The organism is Kitasatospora sp. NPDC096077, from assembly GCF_040303245.1.
Taxonomy (GTDB): Bacteria; Actinomycetota; Actinomycetes; order Streptomycetales; family Streptomycetaceae; genus Kitasatospora.
This window is the reverse complement of the sequence record NZ_JBEOSV010000050.1, coordinates 22,531-43,763: the sequence shown is the minus strand read 5'-3', so window position 1 is coordinate 43,763 and position 21,233 is coordinate 22,531. Positions and strand designations below refer to the sequence as shown.

Here is a 21,233-nt window from a genome sequence, read left to right as displayed (position 1 = left end):
GAGACAAATTCACATGGTGTGCGAATGGTTCATGGCGGCGAGATTCGATCGCTCACCCGTTCGGTGTGCCGAGGAGACGCGGCAGAGGCGCCTCCGGCACGCCGGCACCCACCCCGTCGGCGATCCGTCGGATCCCCCATTGGCAGACACTACGGTGACCGTACTATGGTGGCCGGTGTGACGAAGAAACGCTCCATGCAGGAGCCCACCTTCCTGATCCTCACCGCCCTCGCCGACCAGCCACGCCACGGCTACGCGCTCGGCGACGAGGTCGCCGCGATCTCCGACGGCCGGGTACGGCTCGGCGCCGGCAGCCTGTACGGCACCCTCGACCGGCTGCTCGCCGAAGGTCTCATCCGGATCGAACGGGAGGAGACCGTCGACGGACGCCCCCGCCGCGTCTTCACCCTCACCCCGACCGGCACCCAGGCCCTCACCGACGAGAGCGAGCGGCTGCGGGCCGCCCTCCGCGAGGCCGACCGACGCCTCGCCATCACCCGCAACAGGCTCGCAGGAGGCCCGGCATGACCTCGCACCAGAACAGCCGCCACCACGGCGACGCCGACCGGAACCACCACCCGGTCGACCGGGCCGCCCGACTGACGACCCACCTGCTGCGCCGCGCCCTCGCCCTCTACCCGGCCTCCTACAGCGCCGCCGCACTGGCGGAAGTCGCCGACCACGCCGAACGCCGCATCCGCACCGCGGGCCCGCTCGCCGGCCTGCGCGAGGTCGCCGACGTGGCGGGACACGGCGTGCGGATCCGGTTCGGCCTGACCTCCCACCGGCCGGCGGGCCAGGCCCTGGCCACCGCGGCGCCGATCGCCGCGGCCCTGGCCGGCAGCTACGCGGCCGTGCACCTCTGGTGGGCCGTCCGGGCCGCCACCGACCCGGGTGGCTGGGCACGCATCGCGCTGCTCGTCCCCGCCGCGCTGATGGCGATCGCGGCCCTGACCGGCCGCTGGACCGCGGCCCGGGCCCTGGCGGCGGCCACCCTCGTCCTGATGCCGCTGCCCACGCTCCTCGGCCACCCCGAACTCCCCGGCGCGTACGCGCACATCCCGCTCACCTACACCCTGAGCGGCCCGGACATCGCCCTGTTCGCCCTCAACGCGCTCGTACTGCTGGTCGCCCCGCCGGACCGCACCACCCAACCGCGCACCGCCGTGCCCTGGGCGGTCGTGATCGCACTCACCGCCGCGGACCTCGCCCTCGACCTGACCGTCGGCTCGGGCGGAGGGACGGTCGTCTTCCGCACCGGATTCCACCTCACCGCCCCGCTGGTCACCGGCGTGGCCGTCGCCTGCACCACCCGCACGGTCCGCGCCGCGGCCCTGACCGCGGCCGTCCTGGCCGTGCCGCCCCTGTTCACCCCCACCCTGATCGGCTACTACTCCTTGAACGCCACCGCCGCCCTGACCCTGGCGGTGCCGTTCGCCGTCGGATACTCGGCCGCACTCGCCGCGGTCCGGCTGAGGAACCGGTCCGACCCCCGCCCCGACCCCCAGCACTGACCCGGGCCCCGGGCCCGGCGGGTCGGCTGCTCTCCTCGGATTCAAACCCCGGTGCGGCACGGGGCCGCTACCTCGAAGTGATCGGATCAGGGCATTTAATGAGGTTTTGTCCTGATTTTCTGTCAGTCGCCCTGTCATGCCCGCGCCTTGGAGCGTGCGGGCACAGGGCGACTCGTTGTGAGGAGAGTGAACCCGCGGATGAGTACTCGTACGCGTGGACAGGGCGGTCTGCCCTGGTACCGGGTCGGCCGCCAGGGGCCCGTGGCCGTGCCCGACCGGAACCCGGCCGGCGGGACCATCCCGGTCCGTACCGCCGGCACGGGGGCGGTGTCGGTAGGAGGCGCGCTGCTGTCCGGCATGGCGCTGCTGGCGGCCACGGCCGGGCCGGTGGCCGCCGCACCCGTGGGGGTCGTACCGGTGCGGGCGCACCGGGCCGATCCGTCGCAGACCTTCACCTTCACCGGCGCCGCGCAGAGCCTGACGGTGCCGGCGGGGGCGGTGGTCACGATCACCGCGGACGGCGCCGGCGGCGCCGACAACACCGGCACCCCCTGTTCCGTCACGGGGACGGGCGGCACCGGGGCACGGGTGGTGACCACCCTGCCGCGGACCACCGTCCCGACGACCTTCACCATCGACGTCGGCGGCACCGGCGGCAAGGGCTGCAACGGCAGCGGCACGGGGGGTGCCGGCGGGTTCAACGGCGGCGCCCCGGGCGGGACCTTCCCGGCCACCGGCTTCCAGTTCGAAGGTCCGGGCGGCGGCGGGGCGTCCAGCGTCAGCGCGGGCGGCGCCCTCCTGGTGGTCGCCGGAGGCGGCGGTGCGGCCGGCGGCACCGGAGCGGGCTCCGCCGGGGGGAACGGGGGCAGCGGCGGGACAACGCCGGACGCCACCAACGGCACCGCGGGAGGTTTCACCGGCCCCGGGTCCTCGCCGGGACAGGGCGGGAACGGCGGCTCCACCACCACCAGCACCGGCGGCGCCGGCGGGGCCGCCGGTAGCGGAACGAACTGCGGCGCTACGAGTGGCGGGCCGGGGGGCGGATTCGCCGGCACCACGGTCGGCACCGGAGGCACCGGGGGCAGCATCGGGGCCGGTTGCGCCCTCACCATCACGGGTGCCGGTGGCGGCGGTGGTGGCGGGTACTTCGCCGGCGGGGGCGGCGGCAGCGGCACCGTCGACAACAGGGGCACCTCGGGTAGCGGAGGCGGCGGCGGTGGGGGCAGCAGCTTCGCCACCCCGTCCGGTACCGGCACCAGTCTGAGTGCCTCCACCATCGGGACGGCGAACAACAACGGCCAGGTGACCATCTCCTACACGCTCCCGTCCCTGACCGTCACCAAGACCCACCCCGGGCACTTCACCCAGGGGCGGGACGGCACCTACACCATCACCGTCGGCAACGACGTCGGCGCCGCCCCGACCGACGGCAGCACCGTCACCGTGTACGACACCCTCCCCGACGGGCTCAGGGCCGACAGCATCAGCGGCACGGGATGGAACTGCAGCCTGGTCAACCTCACCTGCACCCGTGACGACGTCCTGGCCGCCGCGAGCAGCTACCCGCCCATCACCCTGAAGGTCGACGTCTCCTGCGGCGCCCGCGACGAGGTGACGAACGTCGCCACCGCCATCGGCGGCGGCGACACCGCCAGCCACATCGTCAGCGACCCCACCAAGATCAAGCGCCACGAGCACGACGAACGCTGCGAGAACCACGAGCACTGGTAGCCCGGCCGACCCGCCCATGACGGCGGGGCCGGCCATCACCGAGCGTCCGTCACCCGGTCCGCACACGGCGGGTTCAGTAGACGTCCGCGAGGCGGCACGGTTCCTGGACGACCGGGCACAGATGGGCGGGATGGTCCGGGTCCTCCCTCGGGGGAAGCTCGACCACCGACGAGTCGGGGTCGAGCTTCACCTCGACGGCGTAGCGGTACTGCACGACGGTGATCGCCCGGCCGGCGCCGAGGTCGACCGTGCGCTGGTGGAGCGGCCCGAACCGGCTCCCCCCGTCCTGCAGCACGACCTGGCCGGTGTCGACGGGGAAGACCGTGAAGTAGGAGGGCCGCCTCAGGCCGCCGATCGTCGACGGGCTCTGCCCGGCGGTGTAGGAGTCGATCGAGCCGTAGGAGAATCCCGTGGTCAGCCCGCCGTTGACGCGGCTGATCGAGGCGAGGCACAGGTAGGAGTCGTCCCTCAGCCACAGCACGTCCGCCCGGTCGTGGGCGTCCTCGCTGCGGTCGAGCACCACCAGGTTCGCCAGGGTGGGGACGGGGCAGGGCGGCGGCGGATTCTTGGCCAGCTGGTCGACGATCCACTGTGCGGACGCCGGGGCGGGCTCGGGCAACGTCACGGGGTGCGCCGTCGGGGTCGGGGTCGCGGTCGGGGCTGTCGGCGGAGCGGCCGTCGCCGTCGCCGTGGATGCCGCTGCCCCTGCGCCGCCCTGCCCCGTGCAGGCCGCCGCCGCCCAGGCCAGCAGCACCACCGCAGCCGATGCCGCGCCCCCGCGCCACGCCGTACGCCCCATCACACAACCCCCGTCACCCGTTCGCCCCCGACATGTTCGACCACATCCTGCCCGATCCGGCGGGCCGGAGGTATTCGAACGGCAGCGGCCGCGAGCCAGGGCGGTCACGGGCCCGGCCCGGCCGCGCGAAGGGCGCGTTGGACGGGCCGGCGTCGAGGGGGCTCCGGGCGGTGGGACTCATTCGCCCGGTTCCGGCTCTGCCGTGGGGGCGCAGCCGGAGGCGGTCATGACGCGCAGCAGCAGGCTGCGGAACTGGTCGCGCTCGGGTTCGGTGAGCAGTGCCAGTGCGCGGGCGTCGACGGGCTCGGTCAGCTGCTGTGCCCGCTCCAGTAGGTGCGCTCCGTCCTCGGTGATGTGGACCCGCTGGATGCGCCCCTGGGTGGGGTGCGGGCTGCGGCGCACCAGGTCGCGTCGCTCCAGGTCGGTGATCGCGGCAGACATGGCCTGCGCGGTGACCCCGGCCCGCCGGCCCAGTTCGGCGCCCGAGAGCCATCCCTCGTCGGTGAAGGTGAGCTGGGCCAGGGCCGCGAGCTGGGCCTGGGTCAGCGACAGCGGTTTCAGGGCGCGTTCCACCTGCTGGCTGAGCGTGTTCGACAGCAGCCGGACCAGGAAGGCGGTGCGGGTGCGGGGTGCGACGGGGTGCGGTTCTCGGCGGGACACTGTCTCTCTCCGGGTCATCGGCGCGGCCTTTCGGTGGCCCCCGGGAACTGGAGCACGAGCTGGCCGCCGACGCCTCCGGCCTCGATCCGGGTGTGGGCGTCGGCGGCCTGGTCCCAGGGGGTGGGGTGGACGAAGCCGTCCGGCGGCCGGAACCCGGCGGACACCTCGGTCCAGAGGTTATCGCGGTGCGTCCGGTTGCCGGTGCGCACGCCGACGATCGCATGGCTGTGGAGGTACAGCTGCCGGAACCGCAGCGGCACCGGGTCGTCGGTGATCGCGCCGGAGACGACGACCACCGCCGCCTGCGCCAGCGCGGGCAGGTAGGCGTCCCACAGCGCCGGGATTCCGAGGTTGTCGATGACGCAGTCGATTCCGTCGTCACCGGCGGCGGACCGGAGCCGCCCGGTCAGGTCGTGCGGGCCGGAGTCGATCGCCGCAGTCAGCGGCAGACCGGCCAGCCGGCCCGGGTCCCGTCCGAGCGCGATCACCCGGCTGCCGCGGAAGGCGGCCAGCTCGGCGACGGTCGAGCCGAGCGCGCCGCCGGCCCCGACCACCAGCACCGTCGTGCCCGGCCCGGCGCCGGCCGCGGCCAGCTGCGCCGCGGCGACGACGCCGTTGACGGCCAGTGAGGCCGCCTGGGCCAGGGTGATCCCGTCCGGGATCACCTGGACGTTCGCCGCCGGTACGACGGTGAACTCGGCGTAGCTGCCGGGGCGGTGGATGCCGAGCAGGCGGAATTCGGGGCAGGCCTCCTCGCGGCCCTGCTCGCAGTACCGGCAGTGCCCGCAGGGCAGCGCCGACGAGACCGCGACCCGGGCACCGAGCAGGGCGGTGTCGACCCCCTCGCCGACCGCGTCGACGAGGCCGGCGTGCTCGGTGCCGAGCACGTGCGGGAAGGTGCGGACCTGCTCGGCGAAGGGAGGCCGGCCGGCCCGCACGGCGACGTCCTTCGTGCGGGAGACCGTCGCGGCGCCGACCCGCACGCGCACCTCGCCGGGGCCGGGCTCGGGGTCGGGCAGTCGCGTGGTGCGCAGCACCTCGGGCGGGCCGAACCGGTCGATCACGATCGCCTTCAACGCTGCTCTCCTGTCGGGGGGTTGGCCATCGCGCGGGCGACGGCGGGGGTGATGCCGCCGCTGGTGCCCCAGACGTCGGCGTTCCCCTGGGTGCGCGGCCAGGCCTGCGCCTGCCAGTCGGGCCCGACCTCGATCAGGTCCGAGGTGTACTCGATGACGTTGCCGACCGGATCCTGGAAGTAGCAGAAGACGTTTCCGCCCGGTCCGTGGCGGCCGGGGCCCCAGATGGTGTCGAATCCGGCCTTGCGCATCCGGCCGAGCGAACGCATCACCTCGTCGGTGTCGCGGACCTCGAAGGCGACGTGGTTCAGCGTGGCCCACTCGCCCGGCGCCAGCACCACGCAGTGGTGCTGGGAGTTGCAGCGCAGGAAGACCATCAGGTCGTTCTCGTAGGTGTCGGAGACCGCGAAGCCCAGCACGTCGGTGTAGAAGGCCTTGGCGGCGTCCAGGTCGGGTGAGTTCAGCACGACGTGGCTGAGCCGGTCCGGGCCGAAGGCCCGGCGCGCGGGTTCGCGGTGCTCCGGCAGGCCGGTGCCGACTTCGAGCACGCGGCCCTCCGGATCGGTGAACTCGACCGTGTAACCGCCGTCGGCCCGCACACCGGGTTCGGTGAGCACGACCGCGCCGGCCGCGCGGACCTTCGCCGCGATCCGGTCGACGTCGGCGGGCGTCGCCGCGCCGAGCGCGATCCGCCCGAGCGCGCGTCCGACGCCCGGAACCAGTCGCAGCACGTGGTGTTCGGTGCCGCGGGCCCGCAGGGCGATCCCCCCGGTGGGTGCGGTCGGGTCGGGGACCTGTTCGAGACCCCAGGTCCGCTCGTAGAAGGGCAGCAGCTCCGCGGGGTCGGTGGCCGCGATGTCGATGCTGCGCAGATGGGTGATGCCGGTCATGGCCGTTCTCCTCGTTGCGCCCTCAGTGGATGTAAAGTACTTTATAAAGCAGTTGAGATTCTGGCAAGGATCGAGGAGGCCCCGGTGTCCGCAGCACCCGAGATGACGATCGAGAAGAACGTGCCGGTCCCCACCCGGGACGGCACCGTGCTCCGCGCCGACGTGTTCCGCCCGGCGCAGCCGGGCCCGCACCCGGTCCTGATGGTGCACGGCCCGTACGGCAAGGACATCCACTTCGCCGACTTCAACGCCCACGCCTACGGCCTGATCGACGAGCAGGGCCCCCACATGACCTGGGAGACGCCGAACCCCGAATGGTGGGTGCCGCGCGGCTACGCCGTGGTCCGGGTCGACCAGCGCGGCACCGGGCGCTCCGAGGGGAGGATGGCGCTGTTCTCGCCCACCGAGTGGGAGGACTACCACGACGCGATCGAGTGGGCCGGGGTGCAGGACTGGAGCACCGGGAAGGTCGGCCTGCTGGGCATCTCCTACTACGCCATCGGACAGTGGCACGTCGCGGCACTGCAGCCGCCGCACCTGGCCGCGATCGTGCCCTGGGAGGGCGCGATCGACGTCTACCGCGACTGGTCGCACCACGGCGGCATCCTGAGCAACCGGTTCACCGACGAGTGGTGGACCCGCCAGATCACCGGCAACCAGAGCGCCCTGCCCGCCGGCGCGCCCAACCCGAACCGTGCCGTGGACGGCAACGCCGAACTGCCGGCCGAACTCCGCGAGCACGCCCTGCTGCGCGACTACTACCGGGCCCGCGAGGTCGACCTCTCGAAGATCACCGTGCCGGTGCTGTCGTCGGGCAACTGGACCAGCTACCCACTGCACCTGCGCGGCAACATCGAGGGCTACCTCGGCGCCGGCTCCGAGCACAAGTGGCTGGAGATCCACGACGGCAACCACTTCACGCCCTTCTACACCGAGGAGAGCCGGCTCTACCAGAAGCGCTTCCTGGACCGTTTCGTCGCCGGCGACGAAACGGCCTGGCAGGACGAGCCGCCGGTGCGCCTGACCATCCGCGACCCGCGCGGCTCCTACGTGCGCACCGAAACCGAATGGCCGATCGCGCGCACCGAATGGACCCGCCTCCACCTGGACGCCGAACGCGGCTCCCTGGGCACCGAGGCACCCGACACCGAGGCGAGGGTGGACTATCCGGCGCCCGGCGGGGGCGTCACGCTGCTCACCGCCCCGTTCACAGAGGACGTCGAACTCACCGGCCCGTCCGCGCTGCACGTGTGGGTGAGTGCGGACACCGAGGACATGGACCTGTTCGTCACGCTGATCGACCTCGACGCCGAGGGCAAGGAGGTGACCTTCGAGGACGCCTCGGGCATCGGGAACCGCGGCCCCGTGGTGAAGGGCTGGCTGCGGGTCTCGCACCGCGAGCTCGACGAGACCCGGTCCGAGCCCTACCGTCCGGTGCACCGCCACGACACCCGCAGCCCGCTCCAGGCCGGGGTCCCGGTCGAGGCGGCGGTCGAAATCCTGCCCACCAGCAGGGTCTTCGCGGCGGGCCACCGGCTGGGGCTGGTGATCCAGGCCGCCGACCGCAGCGACCCCACCCGGTTCCTGCACAACGACCCCGCCGACCGGGCCCACGCCACGGGAACCAACACGGTGCACACCGGCGGCCGGTATCCCTCGTACCTGCTCGTGCCCGTGATCCCGCCGAAGGCCCGCTGAGTCCGCCGCGGCGCCGGCCGCGTGGCCGAGCGCGTTGCACAGAACCCCCTCCAGGCCGGTGCCGGCCGCTCCCCAGCTCGGAAAGGCTCACTGATGACCACGGACAGTCAGATTCCCACCACCACGAAGGCGGTTCGGGTCCTCGAACACGGCGGACCCGAGCAGTTGGTCCATGCCGACTATCCGCTCCCGCCCCTGGGCCCCCGCGACGTCATGGTCGCCGTCGACACCGCCTCGGTCTCGGGATGGGACCTGAAGTACCGCTCGGGGCAGCTGTCCGGGGAGCGGCTGCCCGGCCGGCGCGCGCTGCCGATGCCGCAGCAACTCGGCCGTGAGGCCGCGGGCACCGTCGTGGCGGTGGGGGACGAGGTGACCGGGTTCCGGCAGGGGGACCCCGTCGTCGCTGTGGTGCACCCGGAGAACCCGTACGCGTCGGAGACCTACCGGGGCCTGGGCAACCTGTCGACCGGAGTCGACGTGCCCGGCCACGCCGGTCTCGGCTCGTACGCGCAGTACCTGGTGCGTGATCAGCGGCTCTGGCTGCCGCTGCCGGAACACGTCGACCTGGAGCAGGCGGCGGTGCTGCTCTGGCCCTATGCGACCTCGCACCGCCTCGTCCTGGACCGGTTGCGCGTGCGGCTCGGCGAAACCGTGCTGGTGTGCGGCGCCTCCGGAGGGATGGGGGAAGCCACCGTTCGCCTGGCCCGGATGGCCGGCGCCCGGGTCGTCGTGACGACCCGGCATGCCGACAAGGCCGCCCTCCTGAAGGAGACGGGCGCGGACCACGTGGTGATCACCGCCGATCGGGCCGCGGCCGCGGCCGAGCTACGGGAGTGGACCGCCGGAACCGGGTTCGACCACGCCGTCGACTTCACCGGTGATGCGGACCTCTTCCGACTGGCGGTCGACGCCCTGAGGTTGGGCGGCACGATCTGTCCGGCGGCCGGCAACCAGCGCACGGGCGGACACCTGCCGCTCACGATGAACGATTTCACCCGCTTGGAGATGACCGTCGTCGGTGTGCGCGGTGCCCGCCATCGCGATGCCCTCGCCGTCCTGGACCTGCTGGCCCAGGGGCTGATCGGCATCCGGATCGCCGCACGGTTCCCGCTGTCCCAGGCCGACCGGGCACACGCGCTCCTGGAGAACAGCACCGACCTCGTGGGCCGGGTCGTCCTCAAGCCGGCGTCCTGATCGTCGAGGGCGGCTGCCCGTACCGCCGCACGGGCAGCCGCGCCACCCGGCCCCCGGGGCTACAGCTTCTTCGCCTCCCGGACGCTGTGCAGGTGGATCAGGCCGTCGTAGGCCTGGCCGACGGCGACCACGGGCGTCGGGGTGACCGGGAACTGTGTGCCGAAGCTGTACGTCGGGCGCGGGACGTCCAGCCAGTTGCGGGCCGCGACCGGGGCCTTGCGCAGGTCGGCGTAGTAGTCGCGGTACCGGACCTGGTCGAGCGTGTACTCGTTCGTGCCGACGCCGGCGGCGGGAACGGTGAACTTCTTCCACTCGCCGAGGAGCGGCTGATCCTTGGAGAGGAAGGATCCCTGGTCGAAGGTGGTGCCGATGGCGAGGTAGTCCGCGCCCAGGGTGTCGCGCAGGAACGAGCCCTGGGTCTTCGGATACATCGCGGGGTCGGAAGCGGCATAGCCGACGTGGTCGTCCTGGGCGGACAGCAGGACCTTGCCTCCGGTGTGCCGCTGCCACCACGCCGTGGTGTCGGCCATCACCTGGTCACGGTAGCGCTCCATGGCGGTCACCGAGGCCGGGTCGGAGAGGTCGATGGCGAGGAAGGTGTAGGTCTGGGCGATGTTGCGGGCGTTCTGCAGGGCGAACTCGAAGTCGCCGTCGCCCGGCTTGCCCTGGCCTTCCATCAGCTCGATCAACTGCTGCGCCTTGGCCCCGTTCTGCCGGCGTTCCGCGAGCGGCCGCTTCAGGTACTCGCCGATGGCATCGTCGAGCGGGCGCAGGACGGTGAAGAGCTCGGTCAGTCGCGGCAGTGACTCCGGGTGGGCCTGCCGGACGTAGCCGGTGACCGCGTCGAAGACGCGGGCGTCGAGCCTGGGCGCGCTGATGTCGTCGCCCGCGAAGTGGACCGGGCGGTCGGGGTGCCGGATGTTGTGATCGCGCATCCACTGGACGAGGGTCACGAACTCCTCGCGGTCCCAGGGGGAGTCGGCCATCGTCTCGTGCACGACCTGCCGTGCGTCGCCGTTGCCGTGCTGGAGGTAGTCGTCGATCCGCAGCCCCGCCGACCAGCTCATCTCCAGGGTGAAGGTGGTGAATCCCTTCTTCTCGACGAGGTAGCGGAAGATCCGGTCCTTCAGGGCGAAGAACTCGTGCGAGCCGTGCGTGGCCTCGCCCAGGCCCACCACCTTGGCGTCGCCGACCATCGCCCCGAGGGCACGCAGGTCGGCCGTGCCGGTGCCCGGCTCCGCCGACAGCAGCGGGTGGGCGATCCGGTCCAGCGCACGGACGGGGTCCGGCACGGCGGCGGACGCGGACGCCGCCGGTGCCGCGTACGCGGCCGTCGCGGGGGCCGCCATGGCGGCCAGGACGAGCGCCGCGGCCACCAGCCGGTTCCTGTTTACGTTCATGTGATGACTCCTCAACCTGGGCAATTCCGAACCCCGTTGAGAAGATGATCACACCTACGGCAGCCCGGACGCTCTGGGGCCGACCCGACACTTTCCCGGGGGATAACCCCCCGGCCGGGCACCAGCACCGGGAGGCGGCGTCGGCGCCCTGATCGACGCAGGAGGTCCGAGCGGCGGTGTGCTCGTGACCGGGCAGGCCGGGGTGGCGGTGGGAGTTCGCGCCGAGGCGGTCCGGGTCCACGGCCAGGCGCTCCAACGCGTGGCGGACCCTGCGCAGCCGGCGGGCGCCGGCACGGCGACCCGCCGGAACCGGGGCCGACCTGCGAGGCGGCCGCCCGGGCCAGAACGTCCGGCGAGGGGATCCGGGCCCGAGAACGCTCATCGCCCCCGCGCCCGGCAAAGGGGGACTCTGCGCCACCCGCTTCCCCGCGTCTGCCCGGTGACGCGGGGAAGCGGGAGCATCAGGACGTCGGGTTCACCCGGGCTACCCCGGGTGGACCGCTGCACTCCTTAGGTGGCCAGCGTCGACCACCCCAGCGGGTTGGTCGGTTCATCCAGCCACGCAGTCTGGCCGGTGGCGGTCACCGTGAGCCCGTACCGCTCATAGCCGGGGCGGCCGGCGGCCGTCCACCGGTCGTGGGCGGCCTCCAGCTCGTCCCAGAGCCTCCGGGGCCCGGACTGCCGGACCTCGTACTGGGATTCCCCGGGGGCAGAGTCCACGGTCGCCCAGGATGTGACGGCCGTGTCGAACAGCCACCAAGTCCAGCCCCCGCCGAACAGGTTTCGCCTGTAGTACACGTCCGGCAGGTCAAGCGCACAGGCGAACTGCGCCAGCCAGTCGTCCCCGATGGCTTCGGGGTCGAGCTTGGTCCAGGACTGTTCGGCGTCGCCCGGCCACTCGTCGGGCAGGTAGTCATCCACTGGGGCGCCTTCGTAACGCTGCTGGCGCAGCATCATGAAGGCCGCGCTCCTGGTGAACCTGCCGCTCGCCGTCCCGTCGCCGTGCACAGTGAGCCGCACGATCGCCCCACCACCCAGCAGTGGCGAGACAGGGCTGACGATCACCCCGCCGGGCCGGGTCTGGGACAGCCAGGCAGGCGGGATGTCCCGCAGAGACACCGTGGAGATCAGCCGATCGTACGGAGCCCGCACGCCCCACCCGAGCGCCCCGTCTCCGCACACGACTTCGGGGATGTAGCCGGCCCGTTCCAGCGCTGCGCGGGCAGCCGTCGTGACCTGCGGGTCGACTTCCACCGTGGACACGTTCGCGTCGCCCAGGCGGTGGGCCAGCAGAGCCGCGTTGTACCCGGTGCCTGTACCGACTTCCAGTACCCGGTGCCCGGGGTGCGCGTCCAGGTCGGACAGCATCTCGGCCACCATCGTGGGCATGGACGCCGACGACGTGGGCGTGCTTCGATCACCTTCCGAGCCGTCGTCCCACTGGGTGACGATCGGCACATCGCTGTAGGCGAGCCGCATCCACTGTTCGGGGTCCACTGTGCGGCTGCACTCGGTGTCGCCGCCGTTCTCGTCCGCCCAGATGGTGGCGGGCAGGAACTCGTGTCGCGGCACGGCAGCGAACGCCCGGGCCCAATCGGCCGTCAGCGCACCCGAGTCGGTGAGCGCCGTCACCAGGGCAGCCCGCAGTGCCTCGGGGGCGGTCACGACTTCTTGTGCTTCGGAGCCGGGTCCGGCTTCAACCCGTCCTTCGACGGCTTCGGCCCGATGGACCCGCCGCCGGGCTTGGCGTGGCTACCACCCTTCCCGTCGTTCTTACCGCCCTTGTTCTCGTCTCCCATGATCGACTTCCTCTCTCGGTTCGACGTTCAGGAGCAGCGCGTTCCCAACGCATCGGATGACGCGGCGGGGTACTACCCCGCCCCGGGCGGAATCGACCTTGGCCGACAGCCTGGGGCGGGAGTTCGATTGGCGGGTGCCTGCCCAGGGGCAGGGACCCCGGTCTAGTTACGTGCCGGCCTGGCCGGTTCGAACGGGAGTCGTTCAGCCCGAGGCGGCCGGGTCTCCCGGCGCCTCTCGTATTCGTTCTCGTACGACGGCGGGCCAGCACAGCGGATGGTGAGGAAGGTCGGCATCGCCTTGCCACTGACCTCCTCGACACGGCGGAGCACGATCCGCGTGCTGTTGATCACGCCCGTCGTCGGGTCGGCGAGCTGCCTTCGGCTGAGGACTGTCCAGATGCGCCCCTGAGCGTCCTTCATCTGCCCTTGAACCGGCGGTAGTTCGAGCCGAAGCACGCACCGGGCCGGCTGGGGACAGCTACATCCGCCGCTGTTGTCCACGGTGAGCAGCGGTGCCACATCCGGTGCGCGCGGACGGGTGGTCTCCTTCACTCTTCCTCGCCCTCCGAGGCGTATACAGATCGACAGTTGGGGTCGGTGCACCATGCCGCGCGTGCACTCAGCCAGGCTCCGTCTTGGAGCGTGCCCCACGTTCCGGGGAGACCTTTGGTCAGCGCCCGCACCGAGGCGATGTGCCGTACGTAGGGCTGCTCCCGGAGTCCGGGCAGCGGAGGGTTCCCAGCCAGCCGCCATTGCTCCCACAGCCACCCGGCCGCGACACGAGCGCGCTCCCACGGACCGAAGGGGGTGTTCGGCGGATACCCCCGGATCTTGGCGAGATCATCGCTCAACGCGCCGTGGATATGGCGCAGTTCGTGCTCGGCCATCTGGCTAGGGCTTCTCTCCGCCATCACCGGTCTTGTCCTTGAACTTCTCGACCAGCGCGCGCTTCTCGGCGTCCTGCTTGTTCTGAGCGCTGGTCGCCTTCTTGTCGACCTTGTTCTTGGTCGTGCTCTTGATCGTTCTGCCCATGATCACGGGTCGCTCCACTCCTGAATTGGTGGCCCCGCCCTGGTCGTCCGCGTCCGTCCAAGTCGCGCCACCAGGGCGGGGGTTGTGCTGCCCGTCGGCACGCAGGCACCAACGGGAGTTGGGGCCCGCCCCGGTCGGCTCAGCGACTTTGGACGGTCGGCACGGCCGGGGCGGGGGTCTGGGGTGGTCCCGCCCGTCCGCGAGGGGGGATGCGCGCACGGACAGGACCGGTCCCGTACTGGTGTCGCCGCCCACTGACAGCCCCAGGGCGGGGTACGGGAGTCTGTAGGGACTATGTGGACGGCGGACACTCGATCCGGCGGGCCGTTCCGTCGGACTCCGTGACCATGAGGACCACCGGAACATCGTCGGGGATATACAGCTCCACACGGGCCAGATCCTCGATGACCCGGTCGCCGTGATCATCCATGTCGTCCTGCGTCACGAACGGGCTGTGCAACGCCCTCTGGATCTCCAACCGGTAGCCGGCCGTCGGGACCACCCGCACATGAACCTCGCGCGGTTCCCAGGACTCCATCCGTTGAGTCGTCACGCCGCGACCCGCGCGGGGACGCTGTGGATGCGCTTCCGGCCGCAGATCATGACGCGGTTCTCCGACGGGTGCGCCTTCAGGTAGTCGTCCGGCAGCAGGATGCCGAACCAGCGCCCGGAGCACTTCCACGTGGCGATTCCGTCGGGATCGGGCGGGTCCGGGCGGATCGGCTCACCGCACGGGCAGGTGGGGAGCGGGGGCACCGGGTCGCTCATTCGACGCGCCTCTCTCTGTAGGGGGGTGACCTCTCGAAGTAGGGACTCAGAGACAGCCGAAGCTGTGCCGATGATCGTGCTGAACACGTGCGTCGCGACCAGGGCGCGGGCGACGTACGTCTGGACGGTCTTGCTTGTCGCCATCAGGGGCGCTTCGTTCCACGACCTAGGCACCCTACGGGCCGACACGGCCGTCGGGATCGGGCGGGAGTCCCAGCCGGCGCCGGTCCAGCTCCGCGCGGCGCTCCAGGTGTCGGGGGGTCACCTGAGCCCGCTCTTCCCGGATGATCTGCCGCCTCCTGGTGCTTACCATCGTCACCGGCCAGAGGAACTGGATGTGCAACCCCCAGAGCATCTGGATCGTGAGCACGGGGTGGCTGACCCGGTGAAGCCATCGCTGGTGGCGGGAGGACGGCCCCAGCGTGCGGCCAGCGCGCTCGGCCGCCCGGCGCGGTCCGTACGGCACCGGGCCACCGAGGAACGCCAACAGCCCGCGCGGACGACTCGCCAGGTCACGCACCATCCGGCACCGCCAGGCACTCCCCGGAGTTCGCGTGACGGCGTCTCAACACCCGCACATCGGTCAGAGATGAGCGATTGCAGCCCTCCGGGTCGGCGAATGCGTCCGCGGCCAAGCCGTCCAGCCATCCGCAGCCGGGGCACCGGGACGCGGTCCGGGGCGGCGCGGGCGGCAGGCGGCGCGCGAGATCCTGGAGGGTCTCGGCGTACCCGACCACGGGCTGTTCCAGGCGTACAGGCGCGATCTCACGCAGCGCCACGACCGGCCCAGACGTTGCCCTCCCAGTACAGCGGCGTCCGCCGGTAGGGGTCCGTCGGCCGCCTCGCGTCCTCCGCCTGCCCCGCCAGGTAGTCCCGGCGACAGGCCGCGATCAGCGCCGCGCCCGCCGGGCGACTCGGGTGCCTCTCCGCGGACTTCCGTCGGCGGGAGGTGGCGGACTCCGGCACCTCCAGGTGGTCCGGCGGCGCGCTCGTGGCTCCGGACGGTTGCTGTACGACCATCACTCGCTCCCTAACAGTCAGGGCCCGTTTCGTCACCAGACGTTACGAGCCCTGCACTGAGGGGTGGGGCAGAGTCTCTGCCCCCTTGTTTCAGGCGGCCATTCCGATGGCGTCCGCCAGTCGGCGTCCGGCCGGCTGATGGGTCGGCGAGCCGGACATGAGGCCGCGGACCATGGCTCGTGTCTCCTCGTTCCAGCGAGCGGTTTCGGGCGCCACAGACACGGCCGTTGTCAGGAGTTCGGCCGCCTTACCGTGCTCACCCTTCATGGAGTGCGCACGAGCCACCTCGATCAGGTGCCGGCCACGTCGCGGGATCGCCACGACATCAGCCTCGGGCAGCCGTCGCGCCCACCGGAGGGCGGTGCCGACCTGCCTCAGCTCTACCGCCACGGTGACCGAGTGCATCACAACTGCCTGACGTGAACCCGACGTTGACGGGCACCAGTGGCCGGCCGGGAGCGAGTTCGACACAGCGGACGCCCGATCGATCCACCTCCACGCGTCCCCCGACTCTCCGGCGACGGCATGCGTGATGGCGGCGTGGTACGCCATATCCGCCCACGCGCAGGCGAGTTCGGGGCTCTCGGTTCGAACCGGGTCCAGCAGCCGAAGGGCGTCCTCCGTCAGGCTCTGCGCACTCTCCCACTGGCCCGACTTCCGGAAGGCTTCCACGAGAAACCAGCAGGCCTGGCTGATGGCCGCCGGGTCGCCCGACGCACGGGCCGTGGCAAGCGCGCGTTCCGCCACTCGCCAGACCAGGTTTCCGTCGCCCTGGAACGCCGCGTACATCTGCGTCAGGTTCAGCGCGCTGGCATACATGACCTCAGCACGACGTCGATCCCCGCACTCCGGATGCGACGCTGCGACGGACGCCGCCGAAACGAGCGGCGGCAGCACCTCCGCCAGCGCCGTGCGATGGTCGCCCCGGGACATCCGCGTCCGCCAGGCGTTCTCCAGCTGAACAGCGATGTGCTCCAGTCGGGGAGCCGGCCCCCCGGCAGCTCCAAGCGGCGCACCATCGACTGCCCGACGGACCGATGCCAGCGCCGAGTGCTCCATCCCGGAGTACAGCGCACGGGGCATGCTGACGTCCCCAGTCAGGAGCGAAAGGTCTTCGATCCCCAGATGTTGAGCGATCCGCATCAGTATCGGCAGGCGAGGGGGCAGTAGCGAACCGTTCTCAATTTGCTTCAGCCAGGACGGCGAGCGACCGAGCAGCGCTGCCAGAACCGCCCGGGACTTCCCGGCACGTTCCCGGTAGTGCTGGATCCGGCGGCCCACGGGCAGGGCGGGGTCAAGAGCCATGCCGCCAGCGTAGGGCGGAAAGGCACACTCAGTCACGGCATGTCGTGCACAAACCTCCAGCGACCCGCACCGGCCGTGCACGGAGCCCCTCTTGCCCGGTGCACTCGTACATCGGCGGACGGGGCGGGGGCGGAGCGTCGACCGTCCGCGGCGTGGGCTCCGCAGGCACCTTGGCGAGCCGGCCGGCCAGGACTGCTGCCACGGACCGGGTGACCCGCTCAGGGAGCGGTGCAGCCAGGACCCTCAGCAGCTCCTCCGCCGAACGTACGCGGGCGGGGCCGAACAGATCCTCTGGGACGTGCCCACCGGTTCACAGGCACGGACGACCTCCGACCCCGACGGCGGGTGGACCGTCGTCCAACGCGGTCCCGTTTGCCTGTGGGACCGGGTGGAACGAGCGGTGCAGCAGTGGCAGGCCGTCGACGAGCCCCATCAGGAACGGTTCGGGATCACGGTCTCGGCCGCCGGACAGCACGTGTGGCTCGACTCCGAGAACGGCCCCGGGTGGGACCTCCCGATCTGACGCACACGGGTCGGTCGGCCAACATCGTGCACCGCCCTGTCGGGTGGTCGGACAGCACAACCGGGCTGAACTGGCCGACCGACCCTGCGAGCGCCACCGACAGCGTGATCGTGCCCGCCCGGACCGCCGAGTTCATGGCCTCGGCGGCCATCCTCGGCGTCGACAAGGTGATCAACCTGAAGGTCCCCGACTCCCCCTACAACGGCGACGCCTCCTTCGCCACGTTCACCAAGACGGTCAAGGCGAAGATCGCATCCATCGCGGAGCAGTACCCGGGCGCCTCGCACAAGTTCACCGCGGGCTGACTGGAGGTCACCCCCACGCACAAAGCGATCACCGACGCGGCCGTGGAACTGGCGAAGGAGGGCAAACTCACCGATGCCCGCTTCAACTTCGTCCACGCCTACGACCACCCGCTCGCTAGCAGGCGATGGCATCGCGCTCGATGTCCACGTGGTCCGAGGGGATGTTCACGTAGGCGGCACCGTCGCCGCGGGAGGGTGGTCCTGACCGGCAGGCGAACACGGGCCGGCATCGCAACACGGGTCGCCCTGGGCCCCTTGTGACGGGCCCGAGGCGACCGGACGGGTGTGGAGGTCCGGCTGCGCCAGCAGGGCGTCTCGGTCATGCCCTTGACCTGGGCCCAGGCGATGCGTCCCTGCCCGGTGCTGCCGGTGCCCTCGCCGGAGATGTACGTGAACGTCAGCCCGGGGCTCTGGGAGGCGAGTTCGTGGACCGCGGCCAGGGTGTAGTCGTAGGTGATCCGACGGTACCGCTCGGCGCTCACCACGGCCGCGGAGACGCCCGGGCAGCAGAAGCACGCGTCGAAGCCGCGCAGCCGCTCGCGCAGCGTTGAGAAGTCGGCACTGTCAGTGGGCGGCGGCGGGGACGGCGTCCTGGCCGGCGGCGGTGCTGGTCTTGGGGGCGAAGGCATCACCGCGGGCATTGATGAGGGTGAAGGCGACGACGGACGCGACGGTCATGATCGCGGCGGCCCAGCCGATGGCGGTGGTGTAGCCGTGGACGAGGCCCTGGGCGGCGGTCAGAGCGGGGTCGCCGTGGTGGGAGGTCAGGTAGCCGGTGGTGGCGTTGACGGCGATGGTGCTGAGCAGCGCGGTGCCGATGGAACCGCCGATCTGCTGGGAGGTGGTGATCATCGCGGAGGCGACGCCGGCGTCGCGGGGCTGGACACCGTAGGTGGCCAGGCTCATGGCCGGGGTGAACATCGTTCCCATTCCCGTGCCGAGGAGCAGCATGCCGGGCAGGGTGACGGTGGTGTAGGAGCTGGTGGTGGACAGCTGGGTGAGGATGAGCATGCCGGCGGCGGCGAGCAGGATGCCGGGGCCCATCAGGAAGCGGGCGGGGATGCGGGGCAGGAGGCGGGCGGCGATCTGGGTGGAGCCGGTGATCATGCCGGCGACCATCGGGAGGAAGGCGAAGCCGGTGGTGACGGGTGAGTAGCCGCGGATGTCCTGGAGGTAGAAGGTGAGGAAGAAGAACAGCCCGAACATGCCGACGATGGCCAGTCCGAGGGTGAGGTAGGCGCCGCCGCGGTTGCGGTCGGCGATCACGCGCAGGGGCAGCAGCGGGCTCTTGACCTTGGCCTGTACGGTGACGAACGCGGCGAGCAGGACGGCGGCGAGGGCGAACACGGCGAGGGTGATTGCGGCGCTCCAGCCGGCGGAGGCTGCCTTGGTGAAGCCGTAGACCAGGGAGACGACGGCGCCGGTGGCCAGCAGGACACCGGGGATGTCGAGGCGGTCGCGGTTGCGGGCCGTCTCGCGCTCGCGCACGAAGGTGAGGGCGCCGGTGGCGGCGACGGCGGCGAAGGGGATGTTGATGAACATGACCCAGCGCCAGTCCAGGTACTCGGTCAGCAGGCCGCCGAGGAGCAGGCCGATCGCGCTGCCGGCTCCGGCGATGGCGCCGTAGATGCCGAACGCCTTCGCGCGTTCCTTCGGCGCGGTGAAGGTGACCGAGAGCAGGGACAGCGCCGCGGGGGCCAGCAGGGCGCCGAAGACGCCCTGGCCGGCGCGGGCGACGAGCAGCATGGCCTCGTTGACGGCGGCGCCTCCGAGGGCGGAGGCGCCGGCGAATCCGGCCAGGCCGGTGACGAAGGCGCGCTTGCGGCCCCACAGGTCCGAGATCCGGCCTCCGAACAGCAGGAGGCCGCCGAAGGCGAGGCTGTAGGCGGTGACCACCCACTGCCGGTTCGTGTCCGGGATGTGCAGGGCGGCTTGGGCGTGGGGCAGGGCGATGTTCACCACCGTGCCGTCGAGCACGACCATGAGCTGCGCGATGCCGATGAAGATCAGGGCCTTCCAGCGCAGCGGGTCCGGGGCGGGCGAGCTGTGTGCCGTGTGCGGGGAGGTCTGGGGGGAGGACATGATGGGACCCATTTCGGGAACGGGAGAACGGGTGCTGAGCAGGGGCCGGGCCCCGAGGCCGCCGTCCGGGTTCGGGAACCGGGCGGCGGTTCGTGGGCGGGGCGGGCGCGCGGGGTCCGGCCGGGGAGGAGGGGGGTCAGGCGCCGTTGTCGGTCACGACGGTGCCGTTCTGGATCACCTGGTGCACGCCGGTGATCGCGGTGATGTCCTCCAGCGGGTTGCCGGAGACGATCAGCAGGTCGGCGGTCTTGCCGGGCTCGACGGTGCCCAGCCGGTCGGCCAGGCCGAGGAGTTCGGCATTGGTGCGGGTCGCGGCAGTGAGGGCGGCGTGGGCCGGGATGCCCTGGTCGTGGACCATCATGATCAGCTCGCTGTGGAGCTTCCAGCCGTGCAGGCCCGGGGAGTGCGCGTCGGAACCGACGCCCAGGCGCAAACCGCTCTCGTAGGCGCGGCGCACCGCCTGGTTGCCGTAGCGCAGGGTGCGCGCGTCGGTGTCGGCGGTGGCGTGGAGCTGGTGGGCGACCATGGTGGGCACCAGGTAGGTGCCGCGAGCGGCCATGAGGGCGAACAGGTCGTCGAGGGCGGCCTCGTCGTGCGGGTCCTCGGCGCGCAGCAGCAGGTGCTCGATGTCGTCGACGCCGATCTCCACGGCGCGCCGGGAGTCCTCGACCGTCTCGGTGTGGGCGGCGACCTTGAGCCCCTGCCTGTGGGCGGCGTCGACGATCGCCTCGACGAGGTGCCAGGGCATCTTGAGCTCGGGCCGGGGCGGGCCGAAGATCGCGTTGTTCGAGATGATGATCTTGACGAGGTCGACGCCGGCGGCGGCGAGTCCCTCAACCGCCGCCGCGGCCTCGGCGGCGGACTTCGGTATCCGGGCGGCCTCGCGCAGGCACGTGTCGTCGCCGCCCCAGACGGTGCCGTTGGGGTGGCCGTGCTCGACCTGGAAGCTCGGCCCGCTGACGGCCAGGCGCGCGCCGGGCAGGGTGCCGGCCTCGATCGCATCGCGCACGGCGATGCTGTCGTGGAGGAAGTCGCCCAGGCTGCGCTGGGTGGTGACGCCGTGGCGCAGGGCGTCGGTCCGGGGGACGGCGTAGTGGTCGGTGGCCTCGCGGCCACCGAAGGGCGGGGCGTGGTGGAAGCCGAGGCCGCCCAGGTGGACGTGGGCGTCGATCAGACCCGGCAGGACGGCCTTGCCTCGCAGGTCGACGACCGTCGCGCCCTCCGGGACGGCGACAGCGGTACCTGCGGCGGTGATCTCGTGCCCGGCGATGAGGACGGTGGCGCCGTGGACGGCCGGGGCGCCGGTGCCGTCGATCAACAGGGCGTTGGTGAGAGCCAGGGGCTGGGGATTCCGGTTCATGGATTCGAGTCTTGCCGCCCGACACCTATACGGGAAATCAATGATGGATATTGTTCCATAAACACGGCTGCTACCTT

The 21,233-nt window shown here is 71.8% G+C and carries 24 protein-coding genes; 8 read left to right on the top strand and 16 right to left on the bottom strand.

All coding sequences use genetic code 11. The annotated features are described in order from the left end of the window. Positions 1–195: 195 nt before the first annotated feature. From ABTZ03_RS31595 to ABTZ03_RS31585, 3 genes are all read left to right on the top strand, one after another. Entirely contained in the window at positions 196–528 is a 333-nt protein-coding gene (locus ABTZ03_RS31595; protein WP_350516573.1) for a PadR family transcriptional regulator, read from the top strand. Beyond that, positions 525–1,514, top strand: coding sequence for a hypothetical protein (locus tag ABTZ03_RS31590; protein WP_350516553.1), 990 nt, complete (start codon positions 525–527; stop codon positions 1,512–1,514). The genes ABTZ03_RS31595 and ABTZ03_RS31590 overlap by 4 nt, the downstream gene beginning before the upstream one ends. 198 nt (positions 1,515–1,712) lie before the next feature. Beyond that, a complete protein-coding gene (locus ABTZ03_RS31585) occupies positions 1,713–3,245 on the top strand; it encodes a hypothetical protein (RefSeq protein ID WP_350516552.1) in 1,533 nt (510 codons plus the stop codon). Positions 3,246–3,318: 73 nt separating this feature from the next. Here the strand turns inward: ABTZ03_RS31585 and ABTZ03_RS31580 are convergent, their stop codons facing one another. The 4 genes from ABTZ03_RS31580 to ABTZ03_RS31565 all read right to left on the bottom strand — a co-directional run bounded on the left by ABTZ03_RS31580 (position 3,319) and on the right by ABTZ03_RS31565 (position 6,670). After that, the gene (locus ABTZ03_RS31580; protein ID WP_350516551.1) at positions 3,319–3,870 is read right to left on the bottom strand and encodes a hypothetical protein; all 552 of its coding nucleotides are present in this window, start codon (positions 3,868–3,870) and stop codon (positions 3,319–3,321) included. Between the two features lie 351 nt (positions 3,871–4,221). Beyond that, positions 4,222–4,704 (bottom strand): MarR family winged helix-turn-helix transcriptional regulator, encoded by a 483-nt coding sequence (locus ABTZ03_RS31575; RefSeq protein WP_350516550.1) that lies wholly within the window; start codon positions 4,702–4,704, stop codon positions 4,222–4,224. A 14-nt stretch (positions 4,705–4,718) separates the two neighbouring features. Continuing rightward, complete coding sequence (locus ABTZ03_RS31570) at positions 4,719–5,780, bottom strand: alcohol dehydrogenase catalytic domain-containing protein (RefSeq protein WP_350516549.1); 1,062 nt, start codon at positions 5,778–5,780, stop codon at positions 4,719–4,721. Continuing rightward, positions 5,777–6,670: a VOC family protein gene (locus tag ABTZ03_RS31565; RefSeq protein WP_350516548.1), complete on the bottom strand. Its 894-nt coding sequence runs from the start codon at positions 6,668–6,670 to the stop codon at positions 5,777–5,779. The genes ABTZ03_RS31570 and ABTZ03_RS31565 overlap by 4 nt, the downstream gene beginning before the upstream one ends. A gap of 84 nt (positions 6,671–6,754) precedes the next feature. Here ABTZ03_RS31565 and ABTZ03_RS31560 point away from each other — a divergent pair, with 84 nt between their 5' ends. Then, positions 6,755–8,368 (top strand): CocE/NonD family hydrolase, encoded by a 1,614-nt coding sequence (locus tag ABTZ03_RS31560; protein ID WP_350516547.1) that lies wholly within the window; start codon positions 6,755–6,757, stop codon positions 8,366–8,368. A 93-nt stretch (positions 8,369–8,461) separates the two neighbouring features. Then, the gene (locus tag ABTZ03_RS31555) at positions 8,462–9,562 is read left to right on the top strand and encodes a quinone oxidoreductase family protein (protein ID WP_350516546.1); all 1,101 of its coding nucleotides are present in this window, start codon (positions 8,462–8,464) and stop codon (positions 9,560–9,562) included. Between the two features lie 59 nt (positions 9,563–9,621). Here the strand turns inward: ABTZ03_RS31555 and ABTZ03_RS31550 are convergent, their stop codons facing one another. The 10 genes from ABTZ03_RS31550 to ABTZ03_RS31505 form a co-directional block, all read right to left on the bottom strand. Further along, positions 9,622–10,962 carry an erythromycin esterase family protein gene (locus ABTZ03_RS31550; RefSeq protein WP_350516545.1) on the bottom strand — a complete coding sequence of 447 codons (1,341 nt, stop codon included), beginning with the start codon at positions 10,960–10,962 and terminating at the stop codon, positions 9,622–9,624. 510 nt (positions 10,963–11,472) lie between these two features. Continuing rightward, positions 11,473–12,627, bottom strand: coding sequence for a methyltransferase domain-containing protein (locus ABTZ03_RS31545; RefSeq protein ID WP_350516544.1), 1,155 nt, complete (start codon positions 12,625–12,627; stop codon positions 11,473–11,475). Next, the gene (locus ABTZ03_RS31540; RefSeq protein WP_350516543.1) at positions 12,624–12,761 is read right to left on the bottom strand and encodes a hypothetical protein; all 138 of its coding nucleotides are present in this window, start codon (positions 12,759–12,761) and stop codon (positions 12,624–12,626) included. Before ABTZ03_RS31540 ends, ABTZ03_RS31545 begins: the two co-directional genes overlap by 4 nt. A gap of 162 nt (positions 12,762–12,923) precedes the next feature. Further along, entirely contained in the window at positions 12,924–13,313 is a 390-nt protein-coding gene (locus ABTZ03_RS31535) for a hypothetical protein (protein WP_350516542.1), read from the bottom strand. Beyond that, positions 13,310–13,648 carry a hypothetical protein gene (locus ABTZ03_RS31530; protein WP_350516541.1) on the bottom strand — a complete coding sequence of 113 codons (339 nt, stop codon included), beginning with the start codon at positions 13,646–13,648 and terminating at the stop codon, positions 13,310–13,312. Before ABTZ03_RS31530 ends, ABTZ03_RS31535 begins: the two co-directional genes overlap by 4 nt. 4 nt (positions 13,649–13,652) lie before the next feature. Then, on the bottom strand, positions 13,653–13,793 hold the full coding sequence (locus ABTZ03_RS31525; protein ID WP_350516540.1) for a hypothetical protein: 141 nt from the start codon (positions 13,791–13,793) through the stop codon (positions 13,653–13,655). Positions 13,794–14,085: 292 nt separating this feature from the next. Continuing rightward, entirely contained in the window at positions 14,086–14,331 is a 246-nt protein-coding gene (locus tag ABTZ03_RS31520) for a hypothetical protein (RefSeq protein WP_350516539.1), read from the bottom strand. A gap of 11 nt (positions 14,332–14,342) precedes the next feature. After that, positions 14,343–14,561, bottom strand: a complete 219-nt coding sequence (locus tag ABTZ03_RS31515) for a hypothetical protein (RefSeq protein WP_350516538.1) — start codon at positions 14,559–14,561, stop codon at positions 14,343–14,345. Positions 14,562–15,326: 765 nt separating this feature from the next. Beyond that, positions 15,327–15,581 (bottom strand): hypothetical protein, encoded by a 255-nt coding sequence (locus tag ABTZ03_RS31510; RefSeq protein ID WP_350516537.1) that lies wholly within the window; start codon positions 15,579–15,581, stop codon positions 15,327–15,329. A 90-nt stretch (positions 15,582–15,671) separates the two neighbouring features. Beyond that, positions 15,672–16,886 (bottom strand): helix-turn-helix domain-containing protein, encoded by a 1,215-nt coding sequence (locus ABTZ03_RS31505; RefSeq protein WP_350516536.1) that lies wholly within the window; start codon positions 16,884–16,886, stop codon positions 15,672–15,674. A gap of 400 nt (positions 16,887–17,286) precedes the next feature. On the opposite strand from ABTZ03_RS31505, the gene ABTZ03_RS31500 reads away from it, so the two are divergent. The 3 genes from ABTZ03_RS31500 (at position 17,287) to ABTZ03_RS31490 (ending at position 18,161) form a co-directional block, all read left to right on the top strand. Continuing rightward, a complete protein-coding gene (locus ABTZ03_RS31500; protein ID WP_350516535.1) occupies positions 17,287–17,409 on the top strand; it encodes a hypothetical protein in 123 nt (40 codons plus the stop codon). A gap of 110 nt (positions 17,410–17,519) precedes the next feature. Continuing rightward, the gene (locus tag ABTZ03_RS31495; protein WP_350516534.1) at positions 17,520–17,714 is read left to right on the top strand and encodes a PIG-L deacetylase family protein; all 195 of its coding nucleotides are present in this window, start codon (positions 17,520–17,522) and stop codon (positions 17,712–17,714) included. A 321-nt stretch (positions 17,715–18,035) separates the two neighbouring features. Then, complete coding sequence (locus ABTZ03_RS31490; protein ID WP_350516533.1) at positions 18,036–18,161, top strand: hypothetical protein; 126 nt, start codon at positions 18,036–18,038, stop codon at positions 18,159–18,161. 117 nt (positions 18,162–18,278) lie between these two features. Here the strand turns inward: ABTZ03_RS31490 and ABTZ03_RS31485 are convergent, their stop codons facing one another. Then, positions 18,279–19,796, bottom strand: a complete 1,518-nt coding sequence (locus ABTZ03_RS31485) for an MFS transporter (RefSeq protein ID WP_350516532.1) — start codon at positions 19,794–19,796, stop codon at positions 18,279–18,281. A gap of 136 nt (positions 19,797–19,932) precedes the next feature. Further along, positions 19,933–21,156 (bottom strand): amidohydrolase family protein, encoded by a 1,224-nt coding sequence (locus ABTZ03_RS31480; RefSeq protein WP_350516531.1) that lies wholly within the window; start codon positions 21,154–21,156, stop codon positions 19,933–19,935. Positions 21,157–21,233: the final 77 nt, after the last annotated feature.